Here is a 15,619-nt window from a genome sequence, read left to right on the forward strand (position 1 = left end):
TTTTTTATTCCCCACCACAACCGGCCCTTATTAACGGACCAACAGCCGGACCAACAGCCGGACCAACAGCCGGACCAACAGCCGGACCAACAGCCGGACCAACAGCCACTTAAGACAGGATGTGCCGCGGCATAAACAAGTAAAGCCGCCCGAAGGCGGCTTTACTTGTTCTCTCTGGAGATCTCTTTATTACCATGAAGCGGATTCTACTCGTCCATCGCTTCACGACGGGCCTGGGCTTCAGCTTCTGCGGCTGCTGCTACGGCTTCAGAGGCTTCTACCGCTTCTCCTGCGAGGCGTATGGCCTTATACTTCTTCAGACCGGTACCGGCAGGGATCAGCTTGCCGACGATGACGTTCTCCTTCAGGCCTGCAAGATGGTCGACCTTTCCGGCGACTGCCGCATCGGTGAGCACCTTTGTAGTCTCCTGGAAAGAGGCTGCTGAGATCACGCTCTCGGTCTGCAAGGCAGCGCTGGTGATGCCGAGCAGGACCGGATGCGAGGTCGCCTGAAGGGCGGGCTCGAACGCGATGAGCTGCTTTTCGTTCTTGCGCAGGTCACGATTGAGCTTGGTGATTTCGCGCAGGCGGTGGAGCTGGTCATCCTGGATTCTCGGCGGAGCATCACCCCGCTCGGTGATGCGCACCTTTTCGGACACGTTTTCGTTGGCTTCAAGGAAGACGCTACGGTCGATCAGGTCACCGGGAAGCAGTTCAGTATCACCGGGCTCCTCGACACGGACCTTCTGCAGCATCTGGCGAACGATCACCTCAAGATGCTTGTCGTTGATTTCAACACCGGCGTTGATCTGGTAAACCTTCTGGATCTCGTTGACCAGATACTGCTGCACAGCATTCGGGCCCTGGATGCGAAGGATGTCCTGCGGTGAAACGGCGCCATCGGTCAGCGGTTCGCCGGCCTTGACCTCGTCACCCTCGTTGGCGAGCACATGCTTACCGACCTGGACATAGTATACCTTCTCTTCCCCGAAGTCGTTCTTTACCTTGATTTCCTTGCTGCTGCGGCGCTGTGAACCGAAACTGACATAGCCGTCGATTTCAGTGACGATAGCCGGATCAGTTGGAATACGGGCCTCGAAGAGTTCGGTAACCTTCGGCAGACCGGCGGTAATGTCACCGCCGACACGGTCAAGGTTGCGAGGAACCTTTGCCATGATGTCGCCGGGAACTACTTTCTGGCCGTCCTCGACGTACAGGTTGCTCTTGATCGGAACAGGGTAGGTCTTCTGAACCTCGCCTGACGCATCAATAATCATAAGGCGCGGCTCACGGGTCTCGGTAGCACGAAGTTTCGAGCGCCAGTTGATGATGGTATGCTGGGCAAATCCGGTCTGGGGATCGACCTCTTCTTTGTACGTCACACCCTTCTCGATATCAGCGAACTTGACGGTACCGTTGATTTCGGCGATGATCTGCGTGCTGTTGGGCTCGCTGCTGAAGAGGACCTGGTCCTTTTTGACCTGGTCGCCAGGAGCGACTGCAAGATGAGCGCCGTGCGGGACGACATAGCGCTTCAGCACCTTTCCGCTTTCGGGGTCGACGATATTGACTTTACCGTTCTTCTGGATGACGATGGTGTGCTGTTCCTCAACACCGTCCTCGTTGATTGCGGCGTGCTCAACAGTCTTGATGTCCTCGAACTCGACCGCACCCTCATTGAAGGCCTTGGTCTCGGTTTCGGAAATGCCGCCCTGCGCCGTACCGCCCTGGTGGAAGGTACGAAGCGTCAGCTGGGTACCAGGCTCACCGATGGACTGCGCCGCGATGACGCCGACCGCCTCGCCGATTTCAACCAGCTTGTGGACCGAGAGGTTGGTACCGTAGCACCGCGAGCAGATGCCGATTTTCGACTCGCAGGTAAGCACCGAGCGGATTTCGGCCTCTTCGACGCCCGGAGTGTCCTGGATGATCTCTGCGAGCTCCTCGGTGATGGTCTCGCCGGCAGGTACGATGACGTTGCCGGTGATGGTGTCATAGATGTCGCGTGCAGCGACACGTCCCTTGATCTTCTCGCGGAACTTGATCTGGCCGCTGGTCTCCTCCTCGATATTGCGCTGGATGAAAAGGCCGCGGGTTGTACCGCAGTCGTCCATCGTGACAATGACGTCCTGGGCAACGTCATGCAGACGCCTCGTCAGGTAACCGGCATCTGCCGTTTTCAGCGAGGTGTCGGAAAGACCCTTACGGGCACCATGCGTTGAGATGAAGTACTCAAGTACGGTCAGACCTTCCTTGAGGTTCGAAATAATCGGGTTCTCGATGATCTCGCCCGGCTGTCCCGACATGGACTTCTGCGGACGGGCAATAAGACCCCTCATACCAGTAAGCTGGCGGACCTGCTCACGCGAGCCACGGGCGCCGGAATCAAGCATCATGTAAAGCGGGTTAAACCCTTCGCGGTCTTTCTTGAGCTTCTGGTAGGACTCCTCTGCAACGATGTTGGAGGTCTTCTGCCAGACGTCGACGATCTGGTTGTAACGCTCGTTGTCGGTAAGGGTACCGCGGTTGTATTCCTTGACGACCCTCGTGCTGTCGCGCTGGGCGGCCTTGATGTGCTTGGCCTTGGTTTCAGGCACGATGGCGTCGGAAAGACCGACCGAAAGGCCGCCTTTCATGGCATAGTGGAAACCGACCTGCTTGATATTGTCAAGGAAGCGAGCGGTTACGACGTTACCAACCTCGCTCGAGAGGCGGCCGATGAGCTCCTTGGCCACTTTCTTGTCGATAACGCGGTTGATGAAACCGATCTCTTCGGGAACGCTTTCGTTGAAGATCACGCGGCCGACCGTAGTGAGCAGCATGGTCTTTTTCTCGAGCTGCTTCTTGAGCCACTCGTACTTTTCAGTACCTGCTTCCTGGATCCAGTCGAGCGCACGGAGCGAATCGAACTTCTGGTCGAGACGACCATTGTACTGCACAAAAATCTGTGCGTGCAGTCCGAGGCGTCCTTCGTTATGAGCAATGAGCACATCCTCGCGGCTATAGAAGATGCCGGCCTCGCCAAGACTGCCGGGGCGTGACTTGGTAAGGTAGTACATACCGAGCACCATGTCCTGGGAAGGAACGGTGACCGGTTTTCCGGACTGCGGCAGAATCAGGTTGTGCGAGGAAAGCATGAGGAGCGAAGCCTCAAGCTGTGCTTCCTGCGAAAGCGGCACGTGCACGGCCATCTGGTCACCGTCAAAGTCGGCGTTGAATGCCGTACAGACGAGCGGGTGAATCTGAATGGCCTTGCCCTCGATCAGGGTAGGCTGGAAGGCCTGGATACCAAGACGGTGGAGGGTCGGTGCGCGGTTGAGGAGCACCGGACGGCCATCGATGACTTTTTCAAGCACATCCCAGACAATGGGATCCTTCTTGTCAATCAGCTTCTTGGCTGATTTGACAGACTTGGCGATACCGCGTTCGACGAGACGGCGGATGACGAAGGGCTGGAAGAGCTCGATGGCCATGCTCTTCGGCAGTCCGCACTCGTGGAGTTTCAGTTCAGGTCCGACGACGATGACGGAACGGCCGGAATAGTCGACACGTTTACCGAGCAGGTTCTGACGGAAGCGGCCCTGCTTGCCCTTGAGGGCGTCGGAGAGCGACTTCAGCGGACGGTTGGATTCACCGGTTTTCACGGCGTTGGCCTTGCGCGAGTTGTCGAACAGTGCGTCGACAGCTTCCTGCAGCATCCGCTTCTCGTTGCGAAGGATGACCTCAGGGGCACGGATGTCGATGAGCTTCTTCAGGCGGTTGTTGCGGATAATAACCCTGCGGTACAGGTCGTTGAGATCGGACGTGGCAAAACGGCCACCTTCGAGCGGAACGAGCGGACGGAGCTCCGGCGGAATGACCGGGATGGCTTCCATCACCATGTACTCGGGCTTGTTGCCCTCATAGATATAAGGCTCGGGGATTTCATCCTCGGGGAAAAGTCCGGTGGACTTTTTGCGGACCTTACGCTGCGGCTCGTAGCTCTTGCGGAAGGCCTCGACAACCTTCAGGCGCTTGAGTGCGTCGGCACGCTTCTGCTCGGAGCTGCTCTCCTTCAGGATCTTCCGGAGCTGCACAGCAGAACCATCGAGATCGAGGTTCTTCAGGAGCATATGGATAGCCTCGCCGCCCATCTTGGCAACGAACTTCTGGGGATCCGAATCCTCCAGATCCTGGTTGTCTTCGTACTCGGTAATAATCTGGAAGTACTGTTCCTCGGTCAGGCGGTCGAGCTTCTTGATACCCTGCTTCTCGCCCGGTTCGCCGGGGTTGATGACCACGTACACTTCATAGTAGATGATGCGCTCGAGTTCCTTGGTGGAAAGATCGAGCAGGGCGCCGATCTTGCTCGGCACCGAGCGGAAGAACCAGGTGTGGACGACCGGAACGGCAAGGGAGATATGTCCCATGCGTTCACGCCGCACGCTCTTGGTGGTCACTTCAACACCGCAGCGGTCACAGATGATGCCCTTGTAGCGCACCCTCTTGTACTTGCCGCAGTAACATTCCCAGTCCTTGGTGGGACCGAATATCTTTTCGCACATCAGGCCGTCGCGCTCAGGTTTGAACGTACGGTAGTTGATGGTCTCGGGTTTCAGCACCTCTCCACGCGAGTGGGCGAGGATGCTCTCGGGCGAGGCGATGCTGAACTTTATCCTTGAAAAATCACCTTTCAGCGGCGATGCTCCCTGTGAAAAAATCATGATCGATATCCTGGTTAAACGACTCTTTTCAGCTTCCGTTACTATTGGTCACTCCGGGGCCCCTGCCCCTCCTGCTAAGGGACCCTGTCGTCGATGCGAATCTCGAGGCCGAGACCCTGCAGCTCCCTGATGAGCACGTTGAACGACTCGGGGATGCCTGGCTCGGGAAGGTTCTGGCCCTTCACGATGGCCTCGTAGGTCTTGTTACGACCGACAACGTCATCGGATTTAACCGTCAGCATCTCGCGAAGTATGTTGGCCGCGCCATATGCCTCAAGCGCCCAGACCTCCATTTCACCGAATCGCTGGCCGCCGAACTGCGCCTTACCGCCAAGCGGCTGCTGGGTGATGAGGGAGTAAGGGCCCGTTGAGCGGGCGTGGATCTTGTCATCGACGAGATGGCTCAGCTTCAACATGTAGATGTATCCAACCGTTACCTCGTCATCGAACTGCTCTCCGGTACGGCCGTCGTAGAGACGGACCTTGCCGTGGGACGGAAGCCCCGCCCTTTCCAGCTCGGCCTGAACCTCTTCGTAGGTTGCGCCGTTGAAGATCGGGGTCTTGAACTTGACGCCAAGTTTCTTGGCCGCCCATCCGAGTGATGTTTCATAAAGCTGGCCGATGTTCATGCGGCTCGGCACGCCGAGCGGGTTCAGCACGATGTCAACCGGAGTGCCGTCGGCCATGAAGGGCATATCCTCAATGGGGAGGATCTTGCCGACCACACCTTTGTTTCCGTGACGACCTGCCATCTTGTCACCGACCTGGATCTTGCGTTTCTGGGCAATGTACACCTTTGCCAGCTCCTCGATTCCGGGAGGCAGCTCATCGCCGACATTGACCTTGTACTTTTCATTCTCGCGTTCGTCGGCGAGGTCCTTCAGCTTAAAGCGGAACTCCTTGACGAGTCGTATAACGGCTTCATCAACCTTCTTTGTTCCGGTGAGGCCGAGAGAGAAATCGATCGACTCAAGGAACGGCTGGCTTGAAAACTTTGCGAGAAGTGCATCGTCGAACGCTGCCCCTTCTTCGGCAAGGCTCTTGCCCTTATCGCTCGTAAGCCCCTTCACTTTCTTGCCCTGAAGCATCTGGCGGAGCCATTTCTCGAAGCTTTTGCGAAGTTCGATCTCACGGCGCTCGAAACGGGCGTCGATGAGTTCGAGCTTCTCCTTTACATCCATACCAACCTTCTTCTTCCGGCTGAACAGCTTCGTCTTGATGATGATACCCTTCATGCCGGCGGGTACGTGCAGGGATGCATCCTTCACGTCGCTCGATTTATCGCCGAAAATGGCGCGCAGGAGCTTCTCTTCCGGCGTCGGGTCGCTTTCGCCTTTCGGCGTGATCTTGCCTACCAGAATGTCGCGTTCCTTGACCTCTGCACCGATGCGGACGATACCGTTTTCATCGAGGTTTCTGAGCGCTTCGTCGCTGACGTTGTAGATGTCGCGGGTGAACTGCTCTTCACCGCGCTTGGTGTCGCGGACGTTCGATTCAAACTCGTGGACATGGATGGAGGTGAACACATCGTCGTAGACGAGGCGCTCACTGAGGATGATGGCATCCTCGAAGTTGTAACCGCGCCACGGCATGAATGCCACAAGCACGTTCTTGCCGAGTGCGAGCTCGCCATCCTCAGTCGAGGAGCTGTCAGCAAGCACCGTACCTTTCTCGACCTTCTGGCCATTTTTCACAAGCGGCTTCTGTGATATGCAGGTATCCTGGTTGGAGCGCTTGAACTTGATCAGCCGGTAGGTCTTCAGTCCTTCGTTCGGATCGAGCAGCGACATGTGCTCGTTATTCTCGGTGTCGATGTCGTAACGGACCTTGATGTACTCCGCAGTGACCTCTTCGGCAACTCCGGGGCCTTCGCCGAGAATGACCGAACGTGAGTCACGAGCAACCTTGGCCTCCATGCCGGTGCCGACGACCGGCGCCTCGGAAACGAGGAGCGGAACAGCCTGACGCTGCATGTTGGCGCCCATGAGGGCTCGGTTACCGTCATCATGCTCGAGGAACGGGATAAGGGCTGCAGCCGCGCTGACGATCTGTACGGGAGAGACGTCCATATAGTTGACATCCTCGGACGGAACAAGCGGGTAGTCACCCTTGGTTCTGGCCTGCACGGATTCGACGGCGATGTTGTTGTTATCATCCATCGGGATGCTGACCGGCACGGTGATCTTGTTCTCTTCATCCTCGGCCGAGAGCATGATGACCGTATCGGTCACATGCCCCTTCTCAACTACACGGTAAGGGGTCTGAATGAAGCCCTTGTCGTTGATTTCGGCATAGACCGAAAGCGATGAAATAAGTCCGATGTTCGGGCCTTCAGGGGTTTCGATCGGGCAGAGCCTGCCGTAATGGGTGTAGTGGACATCACGAACCTCGAAGCCTGCGCGCTCGCGGGTAAGACCGCCCGGTCCGAGCGCCGAAACCCTCCGCTTGTTGGTCATCTCGGCAAGCGGGTTGGTCTGGTCCATGAACTGCGAAAGCTGGCTCGTGGCAAAGAAGCTCGAGACCACACTTGAGACGGTTCGCGCGTTGATGAGGTCGGCAGGCGCGATCTTGTCGGAGTCACGGCTGTTGAGTTTTTCACGCACGTTCTTGCCCATTCTGGCAAGACCGATGACAAACTGGGCGGCAAGCTGCTCACCGACCGAACGCACGCGGCGATTGGCCAGATGGTCGACATCATCCACCTCAGCCTGTCCGTTGACCAGCTTGATGAGGTAGTTGATGACGGCGATGATATCAAGGTGGGTAAGCACCAGGATCTCTTCGCCGAGCGGCTCGTCGGAAAACGACTGGATGGTCTGGAGGATCTTCTGGTGGATCGTGTCGGAGAGCTGCCTCAGCTCGCCCTTTCCGCCAAGGTACTCATCCATTTCACTGAACTCGCGGCTGAGTTTTTTACCGATGCGGTAGCGGCCAACTTCGCCGAGGTCATACTTCTTCTGGTTGAAGAATGTGCGTTCGAGGAAGCTGCGGGCAGCATCGATGTCGGGAGCCTCGTTTGCGCGAAGCTCTTCGTAAACGATTTCAAGCGCCTCTTCCTCGGTGGCAGAACTGTCGTTGAGAATCGTGTTGATGACAATGGACTTATCCTGCCCCTTATCGCTGCCGTTGAAGCTCTTCATGATCTTCACGCTCTTGTAGCCGGCAGCCTGAATCTGCTCGAAGACATCTTCGGTGATGGCCGTACGGGCACTGACAACTTCACCGGTCTGCATGTCGACGATGTCTGAAGCAAGGTACTGGCCGACGAGGCGGTCCCTCTTTGCCGCCTTCAGCGGAACTTCTTCAACAAGGTCGAAGAGTCCGAGAATGTCCTCATCGCGGGTAAAGCCGATGGCGCGAAGCAGCGCGGTGACCAGAAAGTTCTTCTTCTGGTCTATATAGACGAAAATCTGGTTGTTGATATCGGTCTGGAACTCAATCCACGACCCACGGGTCGGGACGATCTTGGCCGAATACATTTTCTTGCCGTTCGGGTGGACAGCTTCGCTGAACACCACGCCGGGGGAGCGGTGGAGCTGGGCCACGACGACGCGCTCGGCACCGTTGACGATGAACGTTCCACGTTCGGTCATGTAGGGAATCCTGCCGAGATAGACCTCCTGCTGGATGGTCTCCTTCCAGTCGGTTTCGTCGGGCTCGTCCTTATAGGAAAGCTTCAGCTTGACCTTCAGCGACACATCATAGGTCAACCCGCGCTCGATGCAGTCTTCTACGGTGTACTTCGGTTTGTCGAAGCTGTAGGAGATGTACTCGAGAAGGTAAAGACCCCTGGTATCGGTAATCGGGAATGCGCTCCTGAGTACCTTTTCCAGACCCTGATCCCTGCGCTTTGCGAGAGGAACACTGTCCTGTATGAAGTTATGGAATGAGTCGAGCTGGACTTTTAAAAGGTCGGGAGCCTCTATAATGCTTTGGATTTTGGAAAAGTCAATAGACGGTGTTGATGTTGCATCAGCCACTTTCACAAGCACCTCGCTTTTGGTTCAATTGCATGAAATCTGTTAACCCGGCCGGCTATTACCCGGTTGCATCCTGGTCATATCGTCACGTGAGCACGGCTAAAATACCACTTGCAGAAACAGACAAAGCTCCGCTTCATAAAGAAGCGGAGCTTGCTGTTTAAATCGGCTCTTCTGAAATCACTTCAGCTCTACGGATGCGCCTGCGTCCTTGAGCTCCTTCTGGAGCTTCTCGGCTTCGTCCTTGGAGACAGCTTCTTTGACGGTCTTCGGTGCACCGTCGACCAGATCCTTGGCCTCTTTAAGGCCGAGGCCGGTGATGGCGCGCACAACCTTGATAACGTTGATCTTGCTCTCGCCGGCGGCGGTCAGGATAACGTCGAACTCGGTCTGCTCTTCAGCTGCTGCGGCTGCGGCAGGTGCTGCTGCGGCTGCGCCGGCAACGACTGCAGGAGCTGCGCTGACGCCGAACTTCTCTTCAAGTGATTTGACAAGCTCAGATGCTTCGGTAAGGGTAAGTTTACCAATTTCCTCTACAAGTGTTTCGATGGACATTATTGCCTCTCTCCTGGTTTTGATTGACGGTTGTAAATTTCTGTACTGAGTGCGTAATAGACTTAAAACGACCCCTTACTGCTTCTGTTTTCCGACCTGGTCGATGACAGAGACGAGGTTTCTCATCACCGCATTGACAACCATCGGAACGGAAGCAACCACGTTGTTGATGACACCTGCTGCCCGACCGATGTTCTCGGTTTTAGTCAGCATCTCCGACAGTGCAGGAAGCTTGTCCGAACCGAACACAACACCGTCGATGGCGGCCATCTTGAACTTCAGGGCCTCATTGGTTTTACTGAACTTGGTTATCACCCTTGCAGGGGCGATGGGATCGTCGTAACCGAAGGCTACGGCAGTAGTGCTTTTCAGCGCCGGAGCCAGCTTGTCGGCACCTTCCATATCGCTGAGCGCCTTCCTGATCAGGGTATTCTTGACCACGCGGTACTCGACACCGGCCTTGCGGAACTCATTGCGGAGTTCAGCCATCCGGGCCACAGTGAGGCCCTGGAACTCGGTCAGGTATATGCCCTGTGAACGACGGAGCTTCTCGGAAACTTCGCTGACCACCTGTTCTTTCTTATCTCGCTTCATCGTATAAACCGTTTGTTATTAGGCGACAAATTTCTCTCTCTTGATCCGGACGCCGGGCGACATGGTGCTGGAGACCGCTATACCCTGGACATACTGCCCCTTTGCCGCAGAAGGCTTAAGGCGCACAACTTCCTTGAGAAAGCTGGTGATGTTGGCGACCAGCTGTTCGGCCGGGAAGGAGGCCTTGCCGACGGGGGCGTGGACGTTACCGGCCTTGTCGACGCGGAACTCAATCTTGCCAGCCTTGACCTCTTTGACAGCCTTTGCCACATCCATGGTCACCGTACCCGATTTCGGGTTCGGCATGAGGCCGCGGGGTCCGAGAATCTTGGCTACCTTGCCGAGCTGACCCATGACGTCGGGAGTGGCGATGATTACATCAACGCCGGTCCAGCCGTTCTGGATTTTTTCTATGTACTCTTCAAAACCGACGAAATCTGCGCCGGCCTCGGTTGCCTCTGCGGTCTTGGCCTCTTTGCAGACGACCAGAACCGAAACAGTTTTGCCTGTGCCATGCGGAAGCATGACGGTGCCGCGAACGACCTGATCCGCGTGACGGGGATCAACACCGAGCTTGACCGACACATCAACGGTGGCGTCGAACTTCACATTGGTGATCTCCTTGACCTTGTCGACTGCATCTGCGAGGTCGTACTCCATGTTGCGGTCGACCAGTGCAGCAGCTGCCCTGTAATTCTTTCCTGCCATTCTTTATGTTATGCTAGTGGTTGAAAAAGCGGCTATGCAGCCTCCCACGACTTCAAATGAAACGGGCTCTCTCAGCCCTCTACTACAATACCCATGCTTCTTGCCGTACCCATGATCATCTCTTCGGCACCGCGAAGATCGAAGGCATTGAGATCAGGCATCTTCAGTTCGGCGATCTTGCGTACCTGATCGCGGGTAACGGTGCCGACCTTGTTGCGGTTCGGCTCACCCGAACCCTTCTGCAGCTTAGCTTCCTTCAGAAGGAGCACGGCGGCAGGCGGCGTCTTGGTGATGAAGGTGAACGACTTGTCCGAAAAGACGGTGATCACCACAGGGATGATCATGCCGGCCTCTGACTGGGTCTTTGCATTGAACTGCTTGCAGAACTCCATGATGTTCACACCCTTCTGACCGAGGGCGGGACCGACAGGAGGTGCGGGATTCGCAGCGCCGGCAGGGATCTGAAGCTTGATAAAACCGATTACCTTTTTTGCCATTGTCCTATGTTCTGTTCAGAAGCTTACCAGCGTAAGCCCGTGTTGTATTTATTGTGAAACTGACTTAACCTGCGAGAAATCAAGCTCCGTCGGCGTACTGCGGCCGAAAAAGCTGATCATTACTTTCACTTTCATCCGCTCGGTGCAGACATCGTGGACGACGCCGGTAAGCGAACTGAACGGACCGTCGATGACCTTAACGGAATCGCCGATCTGGAAGGGCGACTCTATGACGGCACGGTGCTCAACGGCAGCCTCCGGTTGAAGCAGTTTTTCGACTTCGTCGGGGCGGAGCGGAATCGGGTTATCATCAACACCGAGGAAACCCATGATCGAAGGGATGTCGAGAATAAGGTTGCGGGTCTGTTTGTCAAGTATGGCTTCGATCAGCACATAACCCGGAAACGCATTCTTTGTCATACTGCGCTTCTTGCCGTTCTTGACCTCTACGAACTTCTCGTAGGGCACATACACCTGCAGGATCTTTTCCCCAAGCCCGCTGCGCTCCACTTCAGCCTCTATACCCTCCTTGACCTTTCTCTCGTGCCCGGAATAGATCCTGAGGGCATACCAACGTGCCACCGGCGGCATTCCCTGGTCCTCAGCTTCTTTTTTTCTTGCGGCCATCCTGACTCCCCTTTCCGGTTTCTTACAGTAACTTTCCCATCACGAAGTTTATCACCCAGTCGACGAGGAAGGTGAACAGGGCGAGGAGGCCGGACACCGTCAGGACCACCACCGTCAGATCTTTCAACTCTTCCTTGCTCGGCCAGACGACCTTGCGCATCTCTGCGACAACGTCCCTGTAATACTGACCGACCTTACCGATATACTTGTTCATGAATCACGGCCCGGAATAAACTGCGCTTCCATACAAATAAAAATCATGCGTGCACGTCAGGAGGGAATCGAACCCCCAACCTGCGGTTTTGGAGACCGCTGCTCTACCAATTAAGCTACTGACGTATAGCCAACACCAAAACCGGAGCTGATGATCGGACTCGAACCGATGACCTCTTCCTTACCAAGGAAGTGCTCTACCAACTGAGCTACATCAGCAAGAAAAACAGGGAAAACCATTGTGTGGGTAGGGGAGGATTCGAACCTCCGAAGACATATGTCGACAGATTTACAGTCTGTTGCGTTTAACCACTTCGCTACCTACCCGCAATAATCAAGAGCTGGTGATGGGACTCGAACCCGCAACCTGCTGATTACAAATCAGCTGCTCTACCAATTGAGCTACACCAGCAGCTCAGTCAAAAAACAGGGCAGGTAATATAATGAGAGGATTTAAAAATGCAAAAGAAAAAGGGAACAAATTATTTTCCCCAGGAACCGGAGAGAAATGCCGCAAGCCGGACGGAAACCTCTCGCGGGGTCAGCCTTTCGCCAAAGGCGAGGAGGGTGTCGAGGAGGGTGGGATAAACCCGCATCTTGTTTTTCATGAGCCCGCGAACGGCCGCTTTCACCACAACTGAAGCGTCTGAGATGGGTAGGAGGATGGTCGCCGGGTCATGGCCTGCGACAGCGAAGAAGCCTGTTTCGATGAACCCGGGGCAGACTGCCAGGACTTTCACCCCGGATGACTTCAGCTCTTCATGAAGGGCTTCGGTGAGGGTTATGACAAAAGACTTGGTCGCCGAATAGAGACCGAGACCGGCGATGCCCTGCAGTCCGGCAAGCGAGGCAATGTTGATGATGCCACCCTCGCCCGAAGATGCCATATCTGCCGAAAAAATGCGGGTAAGGCGGGCAAGCGCAAGAATGTTGACCGCCATCAGTTCCTCGAGTTTTTCCGCAGGAATCCCACTGTACGCCCCAGCAAACGAGAGACCCGCCGCATTGATGAGGAGGTCCACCTTCACACCCTCACGGAGGCAGAACTGATGGATTTCCTCTGGCGCCGTCGGCCGGGTGAGATCCGACACGCATACCAGCACTTCGACGTGCCTTTTTGTGCGGAGCTCTGCGGCAAGCGTGTGCAGAAGCTCTGCTGAACGGGCGACGAGAATGAGGTTGTTCCCCCTGCGGGCGAACTCGCGGGCAAAAGCCTCGCCGATTCCCATTGAGGCTCCGGTTATGAGGGTGCAGCGCATGGCCATGCTATCCCCCTATCGGTGCGGCCGGCTCGACCCAGCGGCCGTGCTCCCGGATGAGATCGATCAGGCGATCGACGGCCTCCACCTCAGGCAGGTTCTCGGCAACGCACTCCTTTCCGACATAGAGGCTGATACGGTTCTTTCCCGCACCCACATACCCGAAATCGGCGTCGGCCATCTCGCCCGGCCCGTTCACCACACATCCCATGATACCGATCTTGAGACCTTTCAGGTGTGAGAGGCGTTTTTTGATGGAGGCGGCAGCACGTTCAAGGTCGAAATAGGTCCTGCCGCAGCCGGGGCAGGAGATGAATTCGGTTTTCGACATGCGTGCACGGGCTCCCTGCAGGATATTGAACCCGAGATTGATCTCATCTTCCGGACTGAGTGGTGTCTGGAGCGAGAGCATGTCGCCGAGTCCATCGGAAAAAAGCGGCCCGGCCTGTACGGAGGCATCGATTATGGTACTGAGTCGAAGGGGATCGCTCCCGCTGAAACGTACAGAGATTGGGGCATCGATGGCGCGACGGCGGAACTCAAGAGCGAGGCGGCGTGCAGCGTAGAGTCCTTCTGAGGAGACTATGGAAAAGAGAACTCTCTGAAGACCTCTCGTGCGGGCTTTTTCAGCAAACGAAGCAAGCACTTCAGCTGCAACGCCGACGCCGGAGCGCTGGCGCACGAACGAAAACTCCACCGCAGGACAGCTCCCGGCGGGGATCATGTCGACAAGATTTCTGGGAAGCATCTCCTCTTCAGTGATATCGAAGCGGACCTTCGCCAGATCCTCCTGTAAAAGAAGAGCGAATATATCCGGATCGGCACTCGATGCGCCAAGAGAGCTCGCAGCCGGGCCAAGCCCCTGAAGCAACTCCCGGAGAAGAGGAATATCGCTCCGTTCGGCAACGGGGACCGTGAGCAGTTCGGAGCGGATCGAGCCGACCTCAAGTTCGGGACGAAGCCGCAGGAGCGCTTCCGAATGCGCGCCCTCCCTGTCAGAGAGCGTTGACTGCAGCGCAGTCTCCACCAGCGGCAGGGCTTCGCCGCCAAGCACACTGCCACCGATCGCCAGCGGCTTCGAGCACCGCCGGCTGTAGCTCACAGGATCAAAGGGAAGTTCCTCCGTTGCAGCACGCGATCGAACGGACTCACCGGAGGACTCGATAAGATGCTTGAGCGGGAGATGAGCCTTTTTGCCCTTCACCTGATGGAACGTGTTGTACTTCCGAACGATCTCGAACCCGACAGGCACCTCGTTGACAGGGTCTTCGGTGAGTGACACCCTGATGGTGTCGCCAAGACCGTCTTCAAGCAGGGCACCGATGCCCATGGCGGATTTTACCCTGGCCTCGTCACCGTCTCCCGCCTCAGTCACACCGAGATGGAGTGGATATGCGTGGAGAAGCTCCTTGTCTGCACGCTCGACAAGGAGGCGGTATGCCTGAATCATCACCCTGACATTGGATGACTTCATGGAAAAGAGGATGTCATAGTAGCCGGCGTCTTCACATATGCGGGCGAATTCAAGCGCAGCCTCAACCATACCGTCCGGGGAGTTGCCCCGGCGGCTGACGATGCGGTCGGACAGTGATCCGTGGTTCGTACCGATGCGCATGGAAGCACCCAGGCTGCGGGCTTTTTCGACGAGCGGCAGGAATTCCTGGCGGACATGCTGAAGCTCCCGCTGGTACTCGTCCTCTGTGTATTCGCCGCCTGCAAACTTCTTGCGTGTCGCGTAGTTGCCCGGATTGATTCGAATGTTTTCGACAAACTCCACCGCCTTCATGGCAGCGCGAGCGGAAAAGTGGATATCTGCAACGAGCGGCGTCCTGATGCCGTCGCGCCGTAACTGGTCGCGGATGGCGCGGAGGTTTTCAGCATCTTTCTCGGTAGGGACAGTCAGGCGGATGATTTCGCAACCCGCATCATGGAGCCTGCGGCACTGCTCGACCGAAGCCCGGGTGTCGGAGGTGTGGGTATTGATCATGGACTCCACCCGTATCGGCAGGTATCCACCAAGGGATATGGGGCCGAACGGCACTTCTCTGGTAAGACGGCGGCGGTACTCGTACATGGGACTGTCGGGTTTTCCTTTGCTGTTGAAATGTATGGGGTGCAGAGTGAAAGAGAGCGGGCTACTCCTCACTGATGATATAGAGGCGTTCCCCCTCGCGGCGGAAATTATACCTTTCCCGGGCAGCCTTTTCGATGCTGTCGGGATCGGCGGCATGACGGATCCGCTCTTCGTTCCGAAGTATCCGCTGCTGTCCCTCCTCCTGCGTTCGGAGCAGTACGCGGTGCTCGGACTCCATAGAGATTCTTGTCAAGAGGCCGTAGTCGTCAAAGAGGAGCCAGATCACGAACACAACGGCAAGCACCACGAAAAAAAACTTTTTCGGGTTGGTGGAGACATAGCCCCAGAACATGTTCAGCGCGTGTTTCAAGCTCAAGATGCCTCAGGATGTTTTTCGCCCCGGGGGAGC

Annotated in this window: 11 protein-coding genes and 4 tRNA genes; all 15 read right to left on the bottom strand. The window is 56.3% G+C overall.

Going from position 1 to position 15,619, the window contains the following annotated elements; all coding sequences use genetic code 11:
- Positions 1–206: 206 nt before the first annotated feature.
- The 15 genes from rpoC to A3K90_RS03585 all read right to left on the bottom strand — a co-directional run bounded on the left by rpoC (position 207) and on the right by A3K90_RS03585 (position 15,586).
- Complete coding sequence (gene rpoC / locus A3K90_RS03515; protein WP_303681202.1) at positions 207–4,703, bottom strand: DNA-directed RNA polymerase subunit beta'; 4,497 nt, start codon at positions 4,701–4,703, stop codon at positions 207–209.
- A gap of 74 nt (positions 4,704–4,777) precedes the next feature.
- Positions 4,778–8,683: a DNA-directed RNA polymerase subunit beta gene (rpoB, locus tag A3K90_RS03520; RefSeq protein WP_303681266.1), complete on the bottom strand. Its 3,906-nt coding sequence runs from the start codon at positions 8,681–8,683 to the stop codon at positions 4,778–4,780.
- A gap of 180 nt (positions 8,684–8,863) precedes the next feature.
- Positions 8,864–9,238, bottom strand: a complete 375-nt coding sequence (gene rplL / locus A3K90_RS03525) for a 50S ribosomal protein L7/L12 (protein ID WP_303681203.1) — start codon at positions 9,236–9,238, stop codon at positions 8,864–8,866.
- 75 nt (positions 9,239–9,313) lie between these two features.
- On the bottom strand, positions 9,314–9,832 hold the full coding sequence (rplJ, locus tag A3K90_RS03530; protein ID WP_303681204.1) for a 50S ribosomal protein L10: 519 nt from the start codon (positions 9,830–9,832) through the stop codon (positions 9,314–9,316).
- Between the two features lie 18 nt (positions 9,833–9,850).
- Complete coding sequence (gene rplA / locus A3K90_RS03535) at positions 9,851–10,540, bottom strand: 50S ribosomal protein L1 (RefSeq protein ID WP_303681205.1); 690 nt, start codon at positions 10,538–10,540, stop codon at positions 9,851–9,853.
- Between the two features lie 71 nt (positions 10,541–10,611).
- Positions 10,612–11,037, bottom strand: a complete 426-nt coding sequence (gene rplK, locus A3K90_RS03540; RefSeq protein ID WP_303681206.1) for a 50S ribosomal protein L11 — start codon at positions 11,035–11,037, stop codon at positions 10,612–10,614.
- A 48-nt stretch (positions 11,038–11,085) separates the two neighbouring features.
- Positions 11,086–11,664, bottom strand: coding sequence for a transcription termination/antitermination protein NusG (nusG, locus tag A3K90_RS03545; RefSeq protein WP_303681207.1), 579 nt, complete (start codon positions 11,662–11,664; stop codon positions 11,086–11,088).
- Between the two features lie 22 nt (positions 11,665–11,686).
- Complete coding sequence (gene secE / locus A3K90_RS03550; RefSeq protein ID WP_303681208.1) at positions 11,687–11,878, bottom strand: preprotein translocase subunit SecE; 192 nt, start codon at positions 11,876–11,878, stop codon at positions 11,687–11,689.
- Positions 11,879–11,930: 52 nt separating this feature from the next.
- Positions 11,931–12,003, bottom strand: a tRNA-Trp gene (locus A3K90_RS03555).
- Between the two features lie 20 nt (positions 12,004–12,023).
- A tRNA-Thr gene (locus A3K90_RS03560) sits at positions 12,024–12,096 on the bottom strand.
- Between the two features lie 25 nt (positions 12,097–12,121).
- A tRNA-Tyr gene (locus tag A3K90_RS03565) sits at positions 12,122–12,204 on the bottom strand.
- A 12-nt stretch (positions 12,205–12,216) separates the two neighbouring features.
- Positions 12,217–12,289 (bottom strand) — tRNA-Thr (locus A3K90_RS03570).
- Positions 12,290–12,359: 70 nt separating this feature from the next.
- A complete protein-coding gene (locus A3K90_RS03575; RefSeq protein WP_303681209.1) occupies positions 12,360–13,142 on the bottom strand; it encodes an SDR family oxidoreductase in 783 nt (260 codons plus the stop codon).
- Position 13,143: 1 nt separating this feature from the next.
- Positions 13,144–15,210 carry a (E)-4-hydroxy-3-methylbut-2-enyl-diphosphate synthase gene (gene ispG / locus A3K90_RS03580; RefSeq protein WP_303681210.1) on the bottom strand — a complete coding sequence of 689 codons (2,067 nt, stop codon included), beginning with the start codon at positions 15,208–15,210 and terminating at the stop codon, positions 13,144–13,146.
- A gap of 61 nt (positions 15,211–15,271) precedes the next feature.
- Entirely contained in the window at positions 15,272–15,586 is a 315-nt protein-coding gene (locus A3K90_RS03585) for a septum formation initiator family protein (protein ID WP_303681211.1), read from the bottom strand.
- Positions 15,587–15,619: the final 33 nt, after the last annotated feature.

The sequence above is a fragment of the Pelodictyon luteolum genome (genome assembly GCF_001622165.1).
In the GTDB taxonomy this organism is placed as follows: Bacteria; Bacteroidota; Chlorobiia; order Chlorobiales; family Chlorobiaceae; genus Chlorobium; species Chlorobium luteolum_B.

Excerpts from the sequence above, each read along its gene's own strand:
- secE (WP_303681208.1), bottom strand. The coding sequence starts at position 11,878 with ATGAACAAGTATATCGGTAAGGTCGGTCAGTATTACAGGGACGTTGTC.
- rplJ (WP_303681204.1), bottom strand. The coding sequence starts at position 9,832 with ATGAAGCGAGATAAGAAAGAACAGGTGGTCAGCGAAGTTTCCGAGAAG.
- A3K90_RS03575 (WP_303681209.1), bottom strand. The coding sequence starts at position 13,142 with ATGGCCATGCGCTGCACCCTCATAACCGGAGCCTCAATGGGAATCGGC.
- rplK (WP_303681206.1), bottom strand. The coding sequence starts at position 11,037 with ATGGCAAAAAAGGTAATCGGTTTTATCAAGCTTCAGATCCCTGCCGGC.
- rplL (WP_303681203.1), bottom strand. The coding sequence starts at position 9,238 with ATGTCCATCGAAACACTTGTAGAGGAAATTGGTAAACTTACCCTTACC.
- nusG (WP_303681207.1), bottom strand. The coding sequence starts at position 11,664 with ATGGCCGCAAGAAAAAAAGAAGCTGAGGACCAGGGAATGCCGCCGGTG.
- rplA (WP_303681205.1), bottom strand. The coding sequence starts at position 10,540 with ATGGCAGGAAAGAATTACAGGGCAGCTGCTGCACTGGTCGACCGCAAC.
- ispG (WP_303681210.1), bottom strand. The coding sequence starts at position 15,210 with ATGTACGAGTACCGCCGCCGTCTTACCAGAGAAGTGCCGTTCGGCCCC.
- rpoC (WP_303681202.1), bottom strand. The coding sequence starts at position 4,703 with ATGATTTTTTCACAGGGAGCATCGCCGCTGAAAGGTGATTTTTCAAGG.